Raw genomic sequence first — 20,822 nt, 5'->3', positions numbered from 1 at the left:
ATGAAAATTAAAATAGTAGCCTTTCTGTCGTTATTCTTTTATTCAATTATCGTAAATGCACAAGATCCTGTGTTTACGCAATATTTTATGGTGCCACAGGTTTTAAATCCCGGATTTACAGGTATGTTAGAAACTACCAATGCAGGAATATTGCATAGAACACAATGGCCAGACTTAGAGTTAAGAGTAGACTCAGATTTTGCATATGCCTATACTTGGGATGAAAATATAAATAGCGGATTTGGATTAAACTTGTTAAGCGAGAGAGAAACATTTACAGATTATAAATTTTTTGAAGGAAGTCTTTCCTATGCATACCGAGTGCAGTTGACAGATGATTGGTATTTTCGCCCGGCAGCTGAAGTAGGATTTGGGTATAAATCTTATGGTTTTCAAAACTTGGTGTTGGGAGATCAAATCAATATTGGATCCGGAAGCATTAATCCAGGGAGTGGAGATCCTTTATTGTATAATAATCATATAAATTTTTTCGACATTTCTGCAGGAATGTTAATCAATAATGAAAAAGGATGGATTGGTTTGGCATTGAAGCATATTAATAAACCTGACATTTCTTTTGAAGAAGATGGTAATATGCCATTAGACCGTTTTTTTTCGGCCAATTTGGGATATGAATTTCATATTGCAGATTATGTAGATATAATCAGTTTTCCTTATGAAACCCGATTATTGGTAACGACAAACTATATGGCACAAGGATCCTATGATCGTTTGGATTTTGGAACGGGTCTGATATTTGAAAAATATTTTTTTGGGGTAGGTGCCGCAACAAATCCGTCAAAAGATACTCCGGGGAGTGATTTTTTAATTTCGGTCAACCTTTTTGGAGGGCTACAGTTTAATCATTTTAAATTTGGCTATTCTTATGATTTCAATACTACACATATTGGAAAAACAGGAGGGGTATATGAGCTTTCATTCATGTATATTTTTGATACGAGTAGAAGATGTTATAGTTGCCCTGCTTATTATTGATTAAAAAACATTAAAAATGTCTAAATAAAGCTTAAATTAGAAGTGAAATTTATTAAAGCATTTAAGCTATCAAAAAGAAAATAAAAATAGCAGCCAAAAATGTGCACGAACGTTTGCATCGTGAGCCTTTTTATGTGCATCCAAGACTAAAATTCATTCCCAATATTGTAATTAATATTCTTGCTTTTATTCTCGCTTTTGCTTTAATAGGTGCTATTTTGTATGTATTAGTCAATTTTCTCATAAAAGCGTTTTATCATTTATAAAAGGCATTTCGAATTTCATTTTGGTTTTTTTATAAAAAAACGACAAGTTTTTGTTACAAAAATCAAGATTTGGATACTTATTACAAACTGTCACAATCTAAAAATCAAAAATGAAAAAGAAAATCCTATCGAAACTATTAGCCCTGACAATTATTGTATTTGTACAAAGTAGTTTTGCCCAAGAGCTTTATATGCCTAGAAACATAAAAGAAGCTTATGCAAAAGAGACTCGTTCTATGGATGGAAAGCCCGGTAAAAAGTATTGGCAAAATCACGGTATTTATACCATGAATATTAGTGTAAATGCAACGACAAAGGAGGTAAGCGGTAGCGAAACTATTGTATACGAAAACAATAGTAATGATACACTGAGAAATATAGTGATACGTTTTGTGAATAATTTGCACAAGCCAACATCTCCAAGAGGAGGAAGTGTGGGTGAAAACTTTCTATCAAATGGATTGACGATTACATCTTTAAAAATAGATGGGGTTACTTACAATGAAGATGCCAGAAAATGGGGGACTGTTGGAAATGTAAAGATAAAAAGCCCTTTGCTGCCAAAGACTAAAGCAACTTTTGAAATCGAATGGAATTATCCTTTGTCAAAAGAGAGTGGAAGAGAAGGACAAATAGACGAAACTACTTTTTATGTAGCCTATAGCTATCCTAGAGTATCAGTTTTTGACGATTATAATTACTGGGACAGAATACCTCATACAGATCGTCAAGAATTCTATAATGACTTTAACGATTATGTTTACACAGTTAATGCACCCAAAAATTACGTGGTTTATGGAACAGGAGATTTATTAAACCCAGATGAGGTTTTGCAACCTGAATATGCTGCTCGTTTAAAAAAATCATATATCTCAGATGAGGTAATGCGTATTGCTAATGAACAAGAATTGAAAGAAGGACGTGTTACTCAGCAAAATGAATGGAATAGCTGGAAGTTTAAAGCCAACAACATTAGTGATGTTTGTTTCGCATTAAGCAATCATTATATTTGGGATGCCAGTAGCGCAATTGTAGATGCTAAAACCAAACGTCGCACCAGTACTCAAGCAGCTTATGATATAACAGGCACGGATTTTTTTAATTCGGTTAAAAATATTAATTACGCATTAGATTGGTTTTCTAATAATTGGCCAGGAATTCCTTATCCATACTCAAAAATGACTGCTTTTCAGGGATTTGCTGATATGGAGTATCCTATGATGGTTAATGATGCACAGGTAGGGAATGCTATTTTTGCACAATTGGTACAAGATCATGAAATAGCACATACCTATTTTCCCTTTTATATGGGAATAAATGAAACCCGATATGCTTATATGGACGAAGGCTGGGCTACTACTTTTGAATATCTAATAGGCATTGCAGAACATGGTAAAGAGGCAGCCGATAGATTTTATAAAGAGTTCAGAATCAATCGTTATATAAAAGACCCATCTGCAGAAGAAGATCAACCCATAATCACGATGTCTACCCAAGTGTCTGATGCGGGATATGGAAACAATTCATATGGCAAAGCTTCTCTTTCGTATCTTGCTTTGAAAGATTTGCTTGGTGATGACCAATTCAAAAAATCATTGCATTTTTATATGGATACATGGAACGGTAAACATCCAATTCCTTGGGACTTTTTTAATTGTATGAATACCAGTTCGGGTAAAAATTTAAATTGGTTTTTCAACAACTGGTTTTTTAGCAATAATCACATTGATTTAGTGATTGAAAAAGTGGAAGATATGAATTCGAAAAAAACAATTTGGATTAAAAATGTTGGTGGTTTCGCCATTCCTTTTGATGTTGTTATTATGTATGATGACAATTCAAAAGAGATTTTGCATCAAACTCCAGCCGTTTGGAAAAACAATCAAAAAAACACAACAATTTATTTGAAATCTGATAAAAAAATAAAATCGGTAAATCTTGATAATGGCATTTATGTAGATGCTAGTCCGAAAAATAATGTGTGGAATAGTTATTAGTATTAGAAAAAGTAGTTCTGCAAAGAGAAAAGGTTAATTATTAGTATAAGGAAAAACCGCTATTACTTAAATTTAAGTAGTAGCGGTTTTTTTATAGCAGTTTTTTTTTGATACAATAATTTGAATTTAATTAAACAGAAAGATTATGCTTACTATTTTTGATTATAAGAATTATATTATATTAATTTGAATAATTTGATGTTGTTTTCTTAATAAAACGCGTATTTTGATAAAAATAATTATTTTATATTGTTAATTTTTTTTAAAATCATTATATTGACATCATGATTTAGTTTTTTAATGTAATATTCTCCTTTAGATGATAATATTCTTTTATCAGAGATGAGGTTGACCTTATATACCTCAACTCTTATAATTAAGTTTAAAGGACTTTGTTACAAGACAGTACTAGTTTTTTGCACTAAAATGCTTTTATAAAGGGAAGTTATCGTTGATGGCAAAACTGTTGGCTTGATTTGGGATAGGTTGTAATAGTTTTAAATTTAGTTTTCCGTTATGGTAAAAAAAATACTAATTGTTGATGATCATTTTATTGTAAGATCAGGAATGTCCCTTTTATTAGAAAATGAACTTGATGATGTTCAGGTTTTTGGGACGAATGATTTTCCGGGAGCACTTATTGAATTGGGAAAAAATTATTTTGATTTGGTAATATTGGATATCAATTTACCAGGCGGTAAAAAATACTACATGATAGATGATCTACGGGAGTTACAAAAAAATCTAAAAATATTAATTTTTTCTGCTCATGATGAGGATATTTATGCTTTTCGTTACATACAAGCTGGGGCAAATGGATACCTGAATAAGTTGAGCGATAGTGGCACAATTGTCAAAGTTGTAAAAACTGTTTTAGAAGTAGGGAAATATATCTCAACAGATATACTTGATAAATTCATAGAGTTTTCTCAAAATAAGAGAGAAAGCTGTAATCCTCTGGAAGAACTTACCCAAAGAGAATTTGAAATTGCGGAACTTCTTGTAAAAGGATTTGGAAATCTTGAAATTGCCAATGAATTGGATATAAAAATGACTACTGTAAGTACCCATAAATTGAATATTTTCAAAAAAACACACATAACCAATATTATTGAGTTATCTGAATTGTTTAAAAAATTCACAGTTTGACTAATTTAAATCAGTAATTATTTCAATTTTAGAACCTTTTCCTCCTTCACTATAAAATTTTAAATCACCGTTGAGTATCTGAATTAATTCTACAACCATATGTAGCCCCATTCCGTTATTCCTTAGGATTAATTTTTCATCAGATTGTTCATTACTTAATTGGTTGTAATAGATTAGATCCTCTTCTTTAAATCCTTTTCCCGAGTCTTCTACAACCAGATATAATTTTTTGTTTTTAACGTGGCTATACACTTTAACGACTCCTCTCTCTGTGTGTTTTATGGCATTATCAAGAATGTTGTGAAGAATAACAGATAATATGTCCTTGTTTATTTTTGTCTTAACATTTTTATCAATTTCATTTACTAAAACATTATTTGAAGCCTCGGCTATATCATGGAATAAATTGCATTTCGTTTGTACCAGTTCTTTTAGATAATAATCCAGATTTTCAGAAGATTTTCCTTCAAAGAATATTTTAGAATAGGTCAATAAACTGTCAATGAAATTATACAGTTGCAGTGTAGATGAATAAACGGATTTCGTGTTTTTTTTGAATTTTACATCATTATAGTTTTTAGACTCTTCATAAATATATTTATTGGTCATTACTAAATATTTCAAAGGGCTTTTTATATCATGGCTTATGGTCCCAATTAGTTTTTTATGCTGGATTATTTCTGTAGATAATTCTATTTTAGTTTTTTCTAAATCTTTTATAATATCGTGTAATTGTTCTTTTTTACTACTAATATCCTTCTCTGAAGCTATTATTTTTTTTAATGTGATTACATAATAAATACTAGCACAACTGATTATTATTAGTATAAAAAATATATTTATAACGATTAAAATGCCTTTAATTTCTCGGGTACCGTCACCAACAATATTAGAGAACTTATCTGCAGCAACGCCTAGTTTTTCGCATAGAGAATTTATTTTAGACGAAAGTTCATGTTTTGTTTTCTCATCTAATGTACCAGATTTAATTTTTTCATGAACTTCAACGCCCATTTCATGAAGCTGATTTACTAATTTATCAGCATTTTTCCACTCGTAAATTGCTCTTTTTAGAAATGGTACAGTATTAAAATTTTTAAATACCCAGATTAAATCATCTAAATCCCCTTCTTTATTTCTCCCAGCTCTAAACCCTTTTTTGGCGATACTATCATCAAGATTATGAGTTAAAGCTATTCTTGCTAATTGGTCACCCAAGGGAACACTCAATTCTTCGTTAAACGATTTCCAGCTTTTATCATTTTCTGTGTACAAATAGGTAATCAAATGCCGAGATGCTTTGTTTTGTCCTTTGGAGTAATGTGACTCCCCATTTATATAGGCTCTCGATGTAGATAGAATTGTAATAGTAATGTAGTTTATAATGATTAGTGAAGTACATGAAAAAAACAATATAATATAGAGTAGGATTATATTGTGATTTTTTGATTTTGAATGGTTCTTAATTTCAGCCATAATCTTTACTATTATTAGGAATCGTAATTTATGAAAATTAGTTCATGTTATTTGTTTTTTATAGCGAAATAAGAAGTATCGAATATAGTAATTGGGTTACATAACTAGTATTTGTTAGATTTTCTTCTAGTAATAATTCTATGTTACTATCGATTTTTGTTTGCTTGATTTATGTGCTTCTCCTTTCTTAATAGAATAAATTTACAGGAATAATATGTTCTTTGTCCTGCTTTTCCAAGTTCTCCTATCGATTAATTACGTAGTCAATATTCTATTAAATACATTTTATTGTGTATTATATCGATTTTTTAGTTATATTTAACGATATGTTGTTAGATGTTAAAAGAGTTGTGAATTTTATTTTGTTTAAAAAGTTTAATCTTTTATTCTATGAAAAAAAATTACAAAGACCTTTCGATTAATCAATCAAACCAATCTATTACATTAAAGACATTAATTCAAAGAACATTCAAAAGAGCATTCCTTTTTTTTGTTTTTTATGTGTGTTCAGCGACCATTGTTTCGGCCCAATGTAATACAGAAACTCCACTTCCTTTTATAAACAGTACTTTTGGCAATTTGACGGCAACGGGTAGTCTTAGTGGTGTTTGTGTGCTTTGTTCGGCAACAAATGCCCCCAGGTTAATAGATGCTGACTTGAATAATTTTGCAACAGCAAATGTTACTGTTGGTGTTTCTGGCTCTGTAGATTATAGAGTTACCGATACCGATACTGATTATACCGCAGGTACTTATGTTGGGTACAGAATTGATACAGGTGCATTATTAAATACAAATTTATTAAGTTCAATTACAATCAGGACTTATCTAAATGGTGTTCTGAAAGAAACCACCTCAGGGCCATTACTTTTGGGACAGGGATTGCTTAATGGTACAGGGAACAATTATGTTGTGGGTTTCAATACTACCCAAGATTTTGATGCGATTGAAATTTCAATAGGAGGTTTGGTCGGTTTGTCGAATATTATTGATGTTTATTATCCTGTTATTAGAAATTATTGTGCTGGTCCGGCTCTGGGTTGTAATACTGTTTCAGCAATGAATCTTCCAACTTATCCAGTAAGTTTAGAGCCTACACATACGGGTGTATCCGGTACAAGCGTAGGAAGTGTTTATGATGTAACGAATTGTATTAGCTCTAATACAAATGATTATGCGACTATTGCTTTGACTGCTGGTATAGCAGGATCAGGAAGTATTTCAGTAAAAGATCAACTTACAGATTATCCATCAGGTACTTATGCAGGTTTTGAAATAGAAAATTCAAATTTGCTGAATGCTTCGGCATTGGGTAATATAGTTATAACTACGTATCGTGACGGAGTTCAGCAACAACAACTCTCTGGCAGTAATTTAGTAGTCGGCGGTTCGTTGTTAAACAATCCTGGCCGATATAAAGTAGGCTTTGTATCAACTACTTCGTTTGATGAAGCTAGAATATCGGTTAATCAAACATTAGCTCTGAATTTGGGTTCTACCAAAGTGTATAGTGCTGTTTTTGAAAATTTTTGTGCTGGACCTGATTTGGTTTGTAACACACAAACGGTCATGTCTGCCCCAACTTATCCAGTTTATATTAATGGGGTAAATACAGGTATTGATGGTTTGGTTTGTGCGCTTTGTACAATAAATAATGCTGAAAATCTAATAGATTCCAATACGACTAATTATGCTCAGATTAGTTTAACAGCAAGTATTGGAAACAGTGGTAGTATTTCTATAAAGGATGAAAAAACAGATTATCCTATTGGTTCTTTTGTAGGGTTTACTGTTGAAAACGCTCCACTGTTGAATGTAAATGCTCTTGACGCAGTTACATTAAGAACTTATCTCAATGGAGTACTTCAAGAAACTAAGTCAGGGAATTCTGCTTTGGCAATTGTTGGAACCAGTAACAGTACACAAACGATTGGGTTTGTAAGTACTAAATCCTTTGATGAAGCTCGTATCACTATCACGAATACAGCAACTGTAACTTTGGGAGTTGTAAATGTTTATAATGTAGTTTTTGAAAAATTATGTCCGGTAACTTTAGAATGTAATAGAACGTATCCATTAACGAACCCAGCTTTTCCTGTAATCATTGATAGTGATAAAACAGGAATAGATGGTGTGGCATGTGTGGCGTGTGTGGTGAATAATACCAATAATGTATTGACTGCAGATACTACTGATTTTGCTACAATCATGGTTACTGCAGGAGTAATATCTACGGCTTCGATTGCTGTTCTGGATCAGTTGACAACTTATCCTGCGGGTACTTTTGCGGGATTCACAATAAAAGATTTAAATAGTTTAGCTCAGTTAGATTTATTCAATTCTTTGACCGTTTATACTTATTTAGACGGTGTGCTTAAGGAGTCAAAAAGTTCAGCATTGTTAACAAACGTACCTATACTGGCTCCGTATGTTTCTGGCACGGCGGTTTATAATGTAGGTTTCAAGACCTCACAAGCTTTTGATGAAATTAGGATTAGTTTAGGGTCACTTGCGAATGAGATAAATAATATCAATGTATATGGAGCATTTGTTAATACGGCAGGTACTAGTGGAGGTTCATTACAATGCGCAGTTATTGATGCGGTAAATGATGTTTTGCCACCAACAGTCGGAGCAACTGGTAATGTAAATGCCGGTAATGTATTGACAAATGATACCTTAAACGGAACCCCGGTAAACATATCTGATATTATTTTGACTTCTGTTCCAAACGGACCACTTACAGTAAATGCAGACGGAAGTGTAACCGTAGCACCAAATACTCCTGGAGGTACTTATACTGTAAATTATACTATTTGTGAAAAATTGAATCCTACAAATTGCGATACTGCTACGGTCACCATATTTGTGACAGCTCCAAGTATTGCCTTGGTAAAGGTAGGAGCAGTAGGAGGAACTGGGGCGGTAGGTGATGTAATTACATATACGTTTACGGTGACCAATACAGGAAATACAACATTGACCAACGTTGTGATCAATGATGCCTTGACCAATAGTGTAAATCTTGCTGTAACACCAAGTACATTAGCACCCAATGAGACAGGAACAGCAACCGCAACTTATACAATTATTCAGGCTGATGTAGATGCCGGAAAAGTAACCAATAGTGCCACTGTAACAGGAACAACCCCAACTAGCGGAACAGTTACTGATACTTCAGGAACGACTATAAATAATGACACGCCTACAGAAACCACACTGACTCCAAATCCAAGTATTGCTTTGGTGAAAACTGGAGCAGTGGGAGGCACCGGAATAGTGGGAGATGTAATCACTTATACTTTTACGGTTACCAATACCGGAAATACTGTTTTGACAAATGTTGTTGTTAATGATGCTTTGACCAATAGTGTGAATCTTGCCGTAACTCCAAGCACATTGGCACCAAATGCCACAGGAACAGCGACAGCTACTTATACAATTATTCAAGCAGATGTAGATGCCGGAAAAGTAATTAATAGTGCTACAGTAACAGGAACTACGCCTACTAGCGGAACAGTTACAGATATTTCCGGTACAGCTATAAATAATAACACTCCAACAGAAACCACGCTAGTTCCAAACCCAAGTATTGCCGTGGTTAAAACAGGAACAGTAGGAGGAACCGGAGCAGTAGGTTATTTAATCACATACACTTTTACGGTAACCAACACCGGAAATACAACATTGACTAACGTTGTTGTCAATGACGCTTTGACCAATAGTGTGAATCTGGCGGTATCACCAAGCACATTGATCCCAAATGCTACAGGAACAGCGACCGCCACTTATACCATTCAACAATCAGATATAGATGCCGGAAAAGTAACTAATAGTGCCACCGTAACAGGAACAACCCCAACTAACGGAACAGTTACAGATACTTCTGGAACAACCATACTCAATAACACACCAACTGAGACTACACTGACTCAAAACCCAAGTATCGCTGTGGTAAAAACAGGAGTTGTGGGAGGAACCGGAGCAGTAGGAGATGTAATCACTTATACGTTTACCGTAACCAACACAGGAAATACTACCTTGAATAGCATCATTATCAATGACGCTTTGACTAATAGTGTGAATCTGGCGGTAAGTCCAAGTACCTTGGCACCAAACGCTACGGGAACAGCAACTGCCACTTATACCATTCAACAATCGGATATAGATGCCGGAAAAGTAACTAATAGTGCCACAGTAACGGGAACAACCCCAACAAATGGAACAGTGACAGATACTTCGGGGACAACTATTCTTAACAATACGCCAACAGAAACTACTTTGACCCGAAGTCCAAGTATTGCGATGGTAAAAGTTGGTGCTGTTGGAGGAACTGGAGGAGTAGGAGATTTGCTTACATATACTTTTACAGTTACTAATACAGGGAATACAACATTGACTAATATTGTTGTCAACGATGCTTTGACCAATAGTGTGAATCTTGCTGTAACACCAAGTACTTTGGCTCCAAATGCCACTGGAACCGCAACAGCAACTTATACAATTATCCAAGCCGATGTAGATGCGGGAAAGGTAACCAATAGCGCAACAGTAACGGGAACAACCCCTACAAGCGGAACAGTTACAGATACTTCCGGGACAACTATAAATAATGACACACCTACAGAAACTACGCTAATTCCAAACCCAAGTATTGCTTTGGTAAAAACGGGAGTAGTAGGAGGAACTGGAGCCGTTGGAGATGTAATCACCTATACGTTTACGGTGACCAATACCGGAAATACCAATTTGACCAATATTCATTTTAGTGATGCTTTAACCAATAGTGTGAACATGGCAGTGACACCAAGTACATTGGTACCAAATGCTACAGGAACTGCAACAGCAACTTATACCATTCAACAATCAGATATAGATGCGGGCAAGGTAACCAACACAGCAACAGTAACGGGAACAACCCCAACAAGCGGAACTGTGTCAGATACTTCTGGGACAACCATTCTTAACGATACTCCAACAGAAACCAGTTTGACCCAAAGTTCAAGTATTGCGATGGTAAAAGTGGGCACAACGGGAGGTACGGGAGCTGTAGGTGATGTAATTACTTATACGTTTACTGTAACTAATACCGGAAATACTACTTTGACTAACATCATTGTCAGTGATGCTTTGACAAACAGCTTGAACCTTACTGTAACACCAAGTACTTTGGCACCCAACGCTACGGGAACAGCGACCGCAACTTATACCATTCAACAATCGGATATAGATACTGGAAAAGTAACCAATAGTGCTACAGTAACGGGAACAACCCCAACAAGCGGAACGGTGACAGATACTTCTGGGACAACTATTCTTAACGATACACCAACAGAAACAATACTGACTCCAAGTCCAAGCATAGCTTTGGTAAAAACAGGAGCTGTGGGCGGAACCGGAGCCGTAGGAGATGTAATCACTTATACATTTACGGTAACCAATACCGGAAATTCCACTCTGACTAACATTATCGTCAATGATGCTTTGACTAATAGTGTGAACCTAGCAATACTACCAAGCACCTTGGCACCAAACGCAACAGGAACTGTTACCGCAACCTATACCATTAAACAATCAGATATAGATGCCGGAAAAGTAACCAATAGTGCTACGGTAACAGCTACCACACCAACAAATGGGACGGTTACTGACACTTCAGGTTCAACCATACTTAATGACAGCCCGACGGTAACTGCCTTGAATTCGCTTTTTAGCATTAAAATCATGAAAGAAGGAATTTATGAAGACAAGAATCATGATGGTATTGCCAATGAAGGAGATGTTATAAACTATGCATTTACGATAACTAATACCGGAAATTCTGCTTTAAATAATGTTACAATAAAGGATGATAATGTATCTACAGTTAAAGGATTTTTGCACACTTTGGCAGTAGGAGCTTCGGATAGTGTCACTTTCACGGCGGTGTATATGATTACCAATAACGACATAAAATCAGGATATGTATATAACTCAGCTATCGTCTCAGCAATCTCTCCTGCAAATACAACAATATCAGCTATATCTACAGATCCTACTCCGTGTTTGACATGCCCCGTAGACTCTAATTGTTTGACCTGTACCATAACTGCTATCGCTCAGTCACCTTCTATTGCGATTGTAAAAAAAGCGGTATTTAACGACAATAATGGAGATGGTTATGGAGAGATTGGGGAAACAATAGGTTATAGTTTTACAGTTATGAATACTGGGAATTTACCACTTACCAATGTTGTACTTACAGATGCTTTACCTGGAATTGTTATTTCTGGCGGACCTATAAGCTTGGGAATAGGGGAGTCTAATAGCACTTCATTTAGCGGAATATATGTTTTAACTCAGCAAGATATTATAAAGGGATCTGTAACTAATCAAGCTATGATAAAAGGTGTAACTCCATCAGGAGCAGAAGTTAGTGATATGTCAGATGATACTAGTCCTTTAGAAGATGACCCTACAATCTTAAGCATTAACAGTTGTAGTTTAGAAGTATTTAATGCTGTATCTCCAGATGGCGATGGCTTAAATGATTTCTTCCGTATACGAGGTATAGAGTGTTACCCCAAAAACACAGTAGAAATCTATAATCGTTGGGGAGTCAAAGTATATGATGCGAAAGGATATAATAACGACACTATAGTTTTTAGAGGTATTTCCGATGGTAGGGCAACAATTGACACATCAGAAGGATTGCCAAGTGGTACGTATTTTTATGTTGTTAAGTACGAGGATTTTAATGGTAATGGCATTGATCAATCGGGTTATTTGGATTTAAACAGAAATTAAATTTAAGATTTTCGAGTCATCATTATTATTTCTTTAGAATTTAAAAAAAGAATATGAAATAGCTATTATTCCAATACCCAAAATTAGGAATGAAGAAAGGCAATACCATATTCCATTAAAAACAAATACTATATTCATATGAAAAAACTATTCATTATTTTATTGTTAGTAAATATATCGGTATTTGCACAACAGGACGCTCAATATACAAACTACATGTATAATACCATCACCATTAATCCTGCTTATGCGGGAACACGAGGAGTTATGAGTGTTTTTGGATTGTACAGGACCCAGTGGGTAGGACTCGATGGAGCTCCGCAAACTGCTACAGCTTCTATCAATAGTCCGATTGAAAATTCAAATTTAGGTGTTGGACTGTCTTTTGTAAACGATAAAATTGGAGCGTCGAACGAGAGTACAATTTCTGTAGACATATCTTATACAATTCGAACTTCCAGCATTTATAAATTATCATTTGGAGTAAAAGGAACAGCAAATTTGTTGAATGTCGATTACACAAAATTGAACCGATATGATCTGATTGATCCAAAGTTTCAAAATAATATAGATGATGAATTCTCTCCTAATGTTGGAGCTGGAGCCTATTTTTATTCGGATAAACTTTATGTAGGACTGTCAGTTCCTAATTTTTTAGAGACAGATTTTTATAATGATAATGCCTCGTCTACAACATTAGAGCGTATGCATTTTTATTTAATAGGTGGTTATGTCTTTGATTTAAGTCCAAGTATTCAGTTTAAACCCGCCTTTTTATGTAAGTCAGTAGTTGGATCTCCATTGCAGGTTGATGTATCCGCAAATTTTTTATTCAATGAAAAGTTTGTTTTGGGAGCAGCATGGAGATGGGATGCAGCAATGAGTTTTATGGCAGGTTTTCAAGTCAATCAAGGATTGTATATTGGATATGCCTATGATTTAGAGACCACTAAATTAGCTCATTACAATTCCGGATCGCATGAAATATTTTTGCGATTTGAATTGTTCAAAAATCAAAAGAGAGTTTTATCACCTAGATTTTTCTAAAAAATAGACGATCATGAAAAAAAGAATTACATATTTCATAGTGTTCATTGTTAGTACGATGAGTGCCTATTCGCAAAAATCAAGTCTGGTTAAAGCTGATAAAAGTTACGATCAATTTGCCTATTTTGACGCTATAAAGACCTATGAGCGAATGTTTTATAAAGGGTATAAATCGGCTGATTTGCTAGAAAAATTAGCCAACTCCTATTATTTTAAGGCCGATTTGCAAAATGCTGCCAAATGGTATGGAGAGCTATATGCAATAAAGAAGGATTTATCCCCAGAATATTATTATCGTTATGCCCAATCATTAAAAGCAATAAAAAAGTACAGTAAGGCTGATGAAATGATGGCAAAGTTCAGTCAAATGAATGGCAATGATCGCAGAGCAAAATTAGCGGTAGAACAAAAAGATTATTTGGCAATAATAAAAAAGAATTCAGGTAGATATAGTATAGAAAATGCGGGAATTAATACTGAATATTCAGATTTTGGAAGTTCTTTTTTTGGAGATAAATTAGTTTTTACATCAGCTAGAATGAAAGATAAAGTATATGAAAAAAAATCTCCTTGGACAGGCGAAGGGTATACAAATCTTTATATGGTTAGTAAAAGTGCAGATGGGACACTTTCTGGTGTAGAACGTGTTTCCGGAAATATTAATTCTAAATACAATGCATCGACAGCCGTATTTACTAAAGATGGGGAAACCGTTTATTTTACGAGAAATAATTATTTAGATCAAAAAGGAAAAGATAAAGCGATATTGTTGAAAATATATCGGGCAACACTCAAAAAAGGAGCTTGGGAAAATATAACGGAATTACCGTTTAACAGTAATGATTATAGTGTGGCACATCCGGCTTTAAGTCCTGATGAGAAATATTTATATTTTGCATCCGATATGCCAGGAACATTAGGACAATCGGATATCTTTAAAGTAGCCATTAATTTTGATGGCAGTTTTGGAACACCGGAAAATCTCGGTGATATTATAAACACTGAGGGAAGGGAAACATTCCCATTCATTAGTGAAGACAATGAACTTTATTTTGCTTCAGATGGACATCCGGGATTAGGAGGGCTGGATGTGTTTGTTTATAAAGTAGAAACAGATAAATGGTATAAAAAAGTACTAAATGTTGGTGAAACACTGAATAGCTCAAAAGATGATTTTGGTTTCCTGATAAACACGACTACTAAGCTTGGCTATTTTACTTCTAATAGAGATGGAGGTTTAGGAGGTGATGATATTTATAAGTTTAAGGAGCTTAAAAAAATTCAATATCCATGCGAGCAATTTTTAGGAGGTAAAGTTACAGATAAAGCATTGGGAGAGCCACTTGAAGGAGCGAAAGTAACTTTGTTTGACAGCGACTATAAAATGTTGAAAGTAGTTATTGCAGGAAGTGACGGGAAATTTGATTTAGGTCCGGTGGGATGCAATGAAAAGTATTATATCAAGACAGAAAAAGCAGATTATAATAGCATTGAAGTACCAGTAGTTATCGCTAATGAATCAGGAACAACATTTGTACCCTTGATGTTAGATAAATCCGTTAGGGAATTGAAAGTAGGTGATGATTTAGCAAAAGTATTAGAACTAAAAACGATTTTATTTGATTTGAATAAATCCTATATCAGACCGGATGCAGCCCTAGAGTTGTCTAAAGTTTTTGATGTGATGGAACAAAATCCAAACATAAAAGTTGATATCCGTTCGCACACAGATAGCCGACAAAGTAGTGATTACAATAAAAAATTATCAGAAAGAAGAGCAAAATCAACTATGGAATGGTTGATAAAAAATGGTATTGATAGAAAGCGCTTAACAGCAAAAGGATATGGAGAATCTCAATTACTGAATAAATGTGCTGATGGTGTAAAATGTACAGAAGCAGAACATCAAGTCAATAGAAGAAGCGAATTTATTATAGTAAAGTAGTTAAGCGGGTTTATTAATAATTAAAATTTTATTATTCTAAATAATCAGCTTCTGTAAAGGAGCTCATTTCTAATCTTTTAATTAAAAAATGCAAATTAATAGTATTGGTAAAAATGTGAAGTCACAGTTAGTAAGAAAATTTATTGATCTTTTTTTATTTACATTCTAAATTAAAAAGTATGTCTAGATTCATTTTTTTTAAGAAGTTAAGGTCTTCCAATCTTTTTGTTCTTTTAATAATTGTATTTCTATCTTGTACTTTGTTAATAGTTATTAATTTTTATACAATTAAAATCTTATCAGCAAGTAGGGCTTATGTAAATGGAGAATCCCATTATTCAAAAGCACAGAAAGACGCGGTTCGGCACCTCATAATTTATATTTACACACAAGACCAAAGAGAATGGGAATTATATAATGAAGAATTAAAAGTTCCTCAGGGTGATGGTATTGCACGAGTTGCTCTTTTGAATTACGATGATGAAGCTGTTATTAGAAAAGGGTTTTTAGCAGGTCGCAATAAAGAAGAAGATTTAGATGATGTTATATGGCTGTTCAGAAATTTTAAAAGCATTTCTTTTATGGCAAAAGCTATTAAGGAATGGGAGCAAGCAGATAATTTGATCAATCAGCTATATTGGTTCGGAAAAGAGATCGATCATCAGGTAAGAGCTTCAAAGTTGAACTCTGGAATCAGAGAAAAAATGCTTTTGGAGATTAGTATTCTCAGTAATAAATTAACGATAAATGAACGCAATTTCTCTAACACACTAGGGGAAGGAACACATATGATTAAAGGGGTATTAATCATTATAAATGTTTTTTTTATATTGATTATCATAAGTAGTGTGAGCTATTATTATTCTATAATGGTCAAAAGGCTTATTGCATCAAAAAAAGAAATTGAGATTAAAAACGAAAATTTGATTATACTCAATAGCGAGCTTGACAATTTTGTCTATAGCGTTTCACATGATTTAAGATCACCTATTACCTCCCTTAAAGGCTTAATTGAATTAACAAAACTGGAAGATGACTTAGAGCAGATCAATTATTATTTGATGCTAATGTGTAAAAGTCTTAATAAGCAAGACCAGTTTATAAATGATATAATCGATTACTCAAAAAATAAGAGAATAGAAATTGTTGTAAAGCCAGTGAGTTTAAACGAGCTTATAGATGATGCAATTTATCAGCATAATAACAATATAAATGCAAATAAAATTACAATTACGAAAGATGTACTTGTAGATGAAGTACAAAGTGATCGATTAAGGTTAAGAATCATTTTGAATAATTTGCTTTCAAATGCCATAAAATATGTTGATGAAAGCAAAAATGAAATGCTAATATCAATTAAAACCTATAATTCAGGGTCGTTTCATAAAATTGAAATCACAGATAACGGGATTGGAATCCAGGAAGAATATAAAGATCATATTTTTAATATGTTTTTTGTAATTAATAGTAATAAAGGTTCAGGTTTGGGGCTTTATATCGTAAAAGAAACTTTGGAAAAAATTAACGGAAATATTATGGTATATTCTGAGAGCAAAGTGGGGAGTAAGTTTATAGTAACAATACCTAATTTATATGGAAACTAATCTTTGTACGGAAATTAAGTACGCATTTTTGGTAGTAGAAGATAACGAAGTTGACCAGTTTGTTATGACTAGGTTATTCAAAAAAAGGCTTGATATAACCGAAATAAATATAGTCAATAATGGAGAAGAAGGAATTCAATGGATATGTGATAACAGAGAAAAAATTAAAGAAAGTTTAATTATTTTATTAGATATCCAAATGCCAATTATGAACGGAGCCCAATTTTTATTGGAGTATGAAATGTTAGAAGACGAACTAAAAAGAGAAACTCAAATTTTCATGCTTTCCTCTTCATTAGATACCGATGAAATCAAACGTCTTAAAGACAATCCCTATGTCACAGATTTTTTAAGTAAGCCATTATGTGTCGAAGAGTTTGGTAAAAGAATATATGCCAATTTTCAAAAAAAATCCGAAACCAACTATAACATAGATATTCAAAAGAATGACTAAAAAAGTGTTCCCTGAATTGGTTTAGGTTGTGGGTTATCTTTAAAATCGAAAGTATCAGTTACAAAAAACTGTTTTATATTTTCGTCAAACTTTCTTAAAACAACACTGTCACAAACAAAATTTAGATCAATACTGGTGAATAAATGATTTGCTTGTGCCAGATTCTCTGGGCTTAGTTTTCTGGCAATCGACAGATGCGGATTATCACTTTTAAGCATATTCTGAATACGAAGTGATTTATGAAATTGCTTCATAATATACTTCAGGTTGCTTTTAGAATCGCTGTCTGGTGCTATAAAAAAAGCACCATTGGGAAAACTTCCTAATTCATTTAAGTATACTTCAACAGGAGTTAAAGTATCACATAATCTACTTATTTGATTCTTTATTGTTTCAATAGCAGCATCTGTCGCTCTGAATTCGCAGATGGTAATATGCCCTACAGAATTTTTACTGTGAAACCAGCCCACTTTAGAGGCCAACTCTTCTTTCATAGACTTAACCAAAGTAAGGATAGTTTCGGGAGGATGAATGACAAGAGAATACAATTTTTCCATAGGTACTATTTTTTAATATGGTAAAAATAAAGATTTAGTTATTATCAACGCTATTGAGAATCGCTTTGTTATTTATGACTGCTACTTTTTTGAATCATAATTCAAAGAGTGTAGCTAATCGACTAAGCAAATAACTTCCCAAAAATTTTATCCTACTTATAAACTCTCTCATGTGTAAGAATTCCTGTCTTATGCCTTTTTTTTATAAATGGTTTTGCATCTCCTGTAATTTAGATTTAAAGCAAAAATAATGTGAGTAAAACTTATTTTAGGAAAGGGCTAAGTGAAATGAGGAAGATTATGCCTTCAATTTTTTAAGCAAAAGTCATGAAAATATACAGTAATACGATAAAGAACAACAAAATTAATATCCGGAGAAGCTGAAAACGGAATCAAAGAGTAGGCAAACATTAAACAACATCTTATTATGCAAACCGTAAACCCATTAACTATGTATGTGCCAATCTATCAAACTACAGAAGCACAGAACGCAGCAAATTCAATTTATCAGTCTTTTAACAATCCGACAACTAAGGCTTCTTTAGATAAAATGGCAATTGTTCATTATGCAAGAGTTGCCCTTGTGCCTAATACTAACGGAGTAGGTATAGCTGGTATATTAGTAATAACCGAGTTTGACGGAAATATGAACTCATATTTGGAGGCTTTCTATAATAATTCGGATACAATTAGAGCAGCATTTGTTGCCATTATTCAATTATGGGTAAACAGACCTGCTGACTTTCCAACGGATCCGTCGAAAATCACTTATACTATCTTCTCTAATTTCATAAACGAAAGTAATCTTAGCCAGTCTAGTGATCTTTATTATGCATATCCTCAATCGGTAAAACAGATTGTAGCTAAATTTTCTAACTCATAAGAGAATAGTAAAAAGAAACAATTTCAGTTGGGTTAACAAGCCCAACTGTTTTTTTATAATTTAAATTTAATTTCATGACTAACTCACAACTTCCTCCTGTAATTGAACCTGAATTGCATGACATACAAGGGCTTATCATTCGTGGTTATACACATCCATGTTCAGTACATATGCTATTTAATTTCAGCCAAGATTCATCAGCTATAAACAATATCAGGGGCTTTTTTAAAGATTTACTTCCATATCTTCAGAATGCAGAAGACTGGGGAGCTTTAAAACCCGAATATATGCTTAACATTGGTCTTACAGCTAATGGAATTGCAATTGTAAAACCCGAATTGAATATTCCATCTTCAAGTTTCTCCGCGACTTTCAAAAAAGGACCTTGGGATAAAAACAATGCACAACAATCCTTAGGCGATTATGGTGATGGTTCTCCTGATAAATGGTGGTATAATAATTTTCAAAACAAAGATCTGCATTGTGTTGTTCATGCTTATGCAATGAACCCAGGGGCACAAGAAAAAATAGTTGAGATTATAACAGCTGCAGCCCAGAGAAGTGATGGGAAGGTAACCGAGTTAAAACCTTTTCAACCAAATGATGGAGGGCTTAATCAGCCTAAAAGTGGTAGATTAGAACAATATCCTTTAATTCCGGATGATTATGTTCATTTCAGATACAGGGATTCAATTGATAATCCTGATCTTAACAATAATCCTGCAGGAACAGATGAACAAGACCTCAACAATTTTCTTATAGGATACAGCACGCTTCCAAATCCTATACCGGGTCCGCTTTCTGGCCCAGAGGCTAAGTTTGCTAAAAATGGTTGTTATAATGCATTAAGAATCCTTCATCAGGACACAAAAACATTTAATGCCTTTTTAGAAGAAAAGGCAGAGCTAATAGCTCCACAAATAAAAATGACCAAAGAATATACAGTCGAATGGCTTGCCGCTAAATTATGCGGACGTTGGCGTAATGGTTCGCCACTGGTGCTTTCACCAAATGCACCTGAACAAAGTACGTCTAAAAGTACTGATTTTGGGTATAAAGCCAATGATGATATGAAAGGGATGAAATGTCCTTTTTCTGCACACACAAGGGTTTCAAACCCAAGAGATGAAGGTGTAGATGTTGCAGGTTCAACCCTAGTACCACGTATTCTAAGACGCGGAATGGCTTATGGAGCACCAATGGCTATTGATCCAAATGCCAATCGAGGTCTCATAGGTTTGTTTCTTTGTGGCGATTTAAACTCTCAGTTTGAAACTATTTATGGATGGATTAACATGAACAATTTTAGCCCAGTCTTTGATCCCGCAAATAATACACCACAGGATCCATTAATAGCCAATCGCATTTGCCCTCTGCCAGGCAATGTTGATCCAGACTTTACTATACCCATGCCAGATGGTACAAACATAGTTATTACCGGACCATTACCTCAATTTGTGGTTACCCAAGGAACAGCTTACTGTTTATTGCCATCTATTTCATCACTTAACGAAATAGCAAATGGTGTTGCTTAAATAAAGTATTTAGTAAATCTGACAGAGGAGAAAATTAGGAGAAGAATCAATGAAGTATTGAGACGTATACCATTACTTTCAAAAAAATAGAAAAATAAAAAATGGGACAAGCAGTCTTTTAGTACTT

Annotated in this window: 12 protein-coding genes; 10 read left to right on the top strand and 2 right to left on the bottom strand. The window is 33.9% G+C overall.

What is annotated here, in order from left to right; translation table 11 throughout:
- From OZP08_RS16430 to OZP08_RS16420, 3 genes are all read left to right on the top strand, one after another.
- Positions 1-996: a PorP/SprF family type IX secretion system membrane protein gene (locus OZP08_RS16430; RefSeq protein ID WP_281322363.1), complete on the top strand. Its 996-nt coding sequence runs from the start codon at positions 1-3 to the stop codon at positions 994-996.
- A gap of 376 nt (positions 997-1,372) precedes the next feature.
- The gene (locus OZP08_RS16425) at positions 1,373-3,259 is read left to right on the top strand and encodes a M1 family metallopeptidase (protein WP_281322362.1); all 1,887 of its coding nucleotides are present in this window, start codon (positions 1,373-1,375) and stop codon (positions 3,257-3,259) included.
- Positions 3,260-3,775: 516 nt separating this feature from the next.
- Positions 3,776-4,408: a response regulator transcription factor gene (locus OZP08_RS16420; protein WP_281322361.1), complete on the top strand. Its 633-nt coding sequence runs from the start codon at positions 3,776-3,778 to the stop codon at positions 4,406-4,408.
- On the opposite strand, the gene OZP08_RS16415 is transcribed toward OZP08_RS16420, so the two are convergent.
- Positions 4,409-5,884, bottom strand: a complete 1,476-nt coding sequence (locus OZP08_RS16415) for a sensor histidine kinase (protein ID WP_268847185.1) — start codon at positions 5,882-5,884, stop codon at positions 4,409-4,411.
- 390 nt (positions 5,885-6,274) lie between these two features.
- Between OZP08_RS16415 and OZP08_RS16410 the strand changes: the two genes are divergently transcribed.
- The 5 genes from OZP08_RS16410 to OZP08_RS16390 all read left to right on the top strand — a co-directional run bounded on the left by OZP08_RS16410 (position 6,275) and on the right by OZP08_RS16390 (position 17,720).
- Positions 6,275-12,670, top strand: a complete 6,396-nt coding sequence (locus OZP08_RS16410) for a DUF7507 domain-containing protein (protein WP_281322360.1) — start codon at positions 6,275-6,277, stop codon at positions 12,668-12,670.
- A 138-nt stretch (positions 12,671-12,808) separates the two neighbouring features.
- Positions 12,809-13,717, top strand: coding sequence for a PorP/SprF family type IX secretion system membrane protein (locus tag OZP08_RS16405; RefSeq protein WP_268847182.1), 909 nt, complete (start codon positions 12,809-12,811; stop codon positions 13,715-13,717).
- Between the two features lie 13 nt (positions 13,718-13,730).
- A complete protein-coding gene (locus OZP08_RS16400) occupies positions 13,731-15,662 on the top strand; it encodes an OmpA family protein (protein ID WP_281322359.1) in 1,932 nt (643 codons plus the stop codon).
- A 179-nt stretch (positions 15,663-15,841) separates the two neighbouring features.
- Positions 15,842-17,266 (top strand): sensor histidine kinase, encoded by a 1,425-nt coding sequence (locus tag OZP08_RS16395; protein WP_281322358.1) that lies wholly within the window; start codon positions 15,842-15,844, stop codon positions 17,264-17,266.
- A complete protein-coding gene (locus OZP08_RS16390) occupies positions 17,256-17,720 on the top strand; it encodes a response regulator (RefSeq protein ID WP_281322357.1) in 465 nt (154 codons plus the stop codon). Before OZP08_RS16395 ends, OZP08_RS16390 begins: the two co-directional genes overlap by 11 nt.
- On the opposite strand, the gene OZP08_RS16385 is transcribed toward OZP08_RS16390, so the two are convergent.
- Positions 17,717-18,277 (bottom strand): 2'-5' RNA ligase family protein, encoded by a 561-nt coding sequence (locus OZP08_RS16385; protein WP_268847178.1) that lies wholly within the window; start codon positions 18,275-18,277, stop codon positions 17,717-17,719. The two genes, OZP08_RS16390 and OZP08_RS16385, sit on opposite strands and share 4 nt — an antisense overlap.
- 427 nt (positions 18,278-18,704) lie before the next feature.
- Here OZP08_RS16385 and OZP08_RS16380 point away from each other — a divergent pair, with 427 nt between their 5' ends.
- Both OZP08_RS16380 and OZP08_RS16375 read left to right on the top strand, forming a co-directional pair.
- Positions 18,705-19,160: a hypothetical protein gene (locus OZP08_RS16380; protein ID WP_268847177.1), complete on the top strand. Its 456-nt coding sequence runs from the start codon at positions 18,705-18,707 to the stop codon at positions 19,158-19,160.
- Positions 19,161-19,234: 74 nt separating this feature from the next.
- Positions 19,235-20,695, top strand: coding sequence for a Dyp-type peroxidase (locus OZP08_RS16375; protein WP_268847176.1), 1,461 nt, complete (start codon positions 19,235-19,237; stop codon positions 20,693-20,695).
- Positions 20,696-20,822 lie beyond the last annotated feature (127 nt).

It is taken from the genome of Flavobacterium aestivum, assembly GCF_026870175.2.
In the GTDB taxonomy this organism is placed as follows: domain Bacteria; phylum Bacteroidota; class Bacteroidia; order Flavobacteriales; family Flavobacteriaceae; genus Flavobacterium; species Flavobacterium aestivum.
Note: the sequence above shows the minus strand (reverse complement) of the source record. Positions and strands in the feature narration are given on the sequence as shown.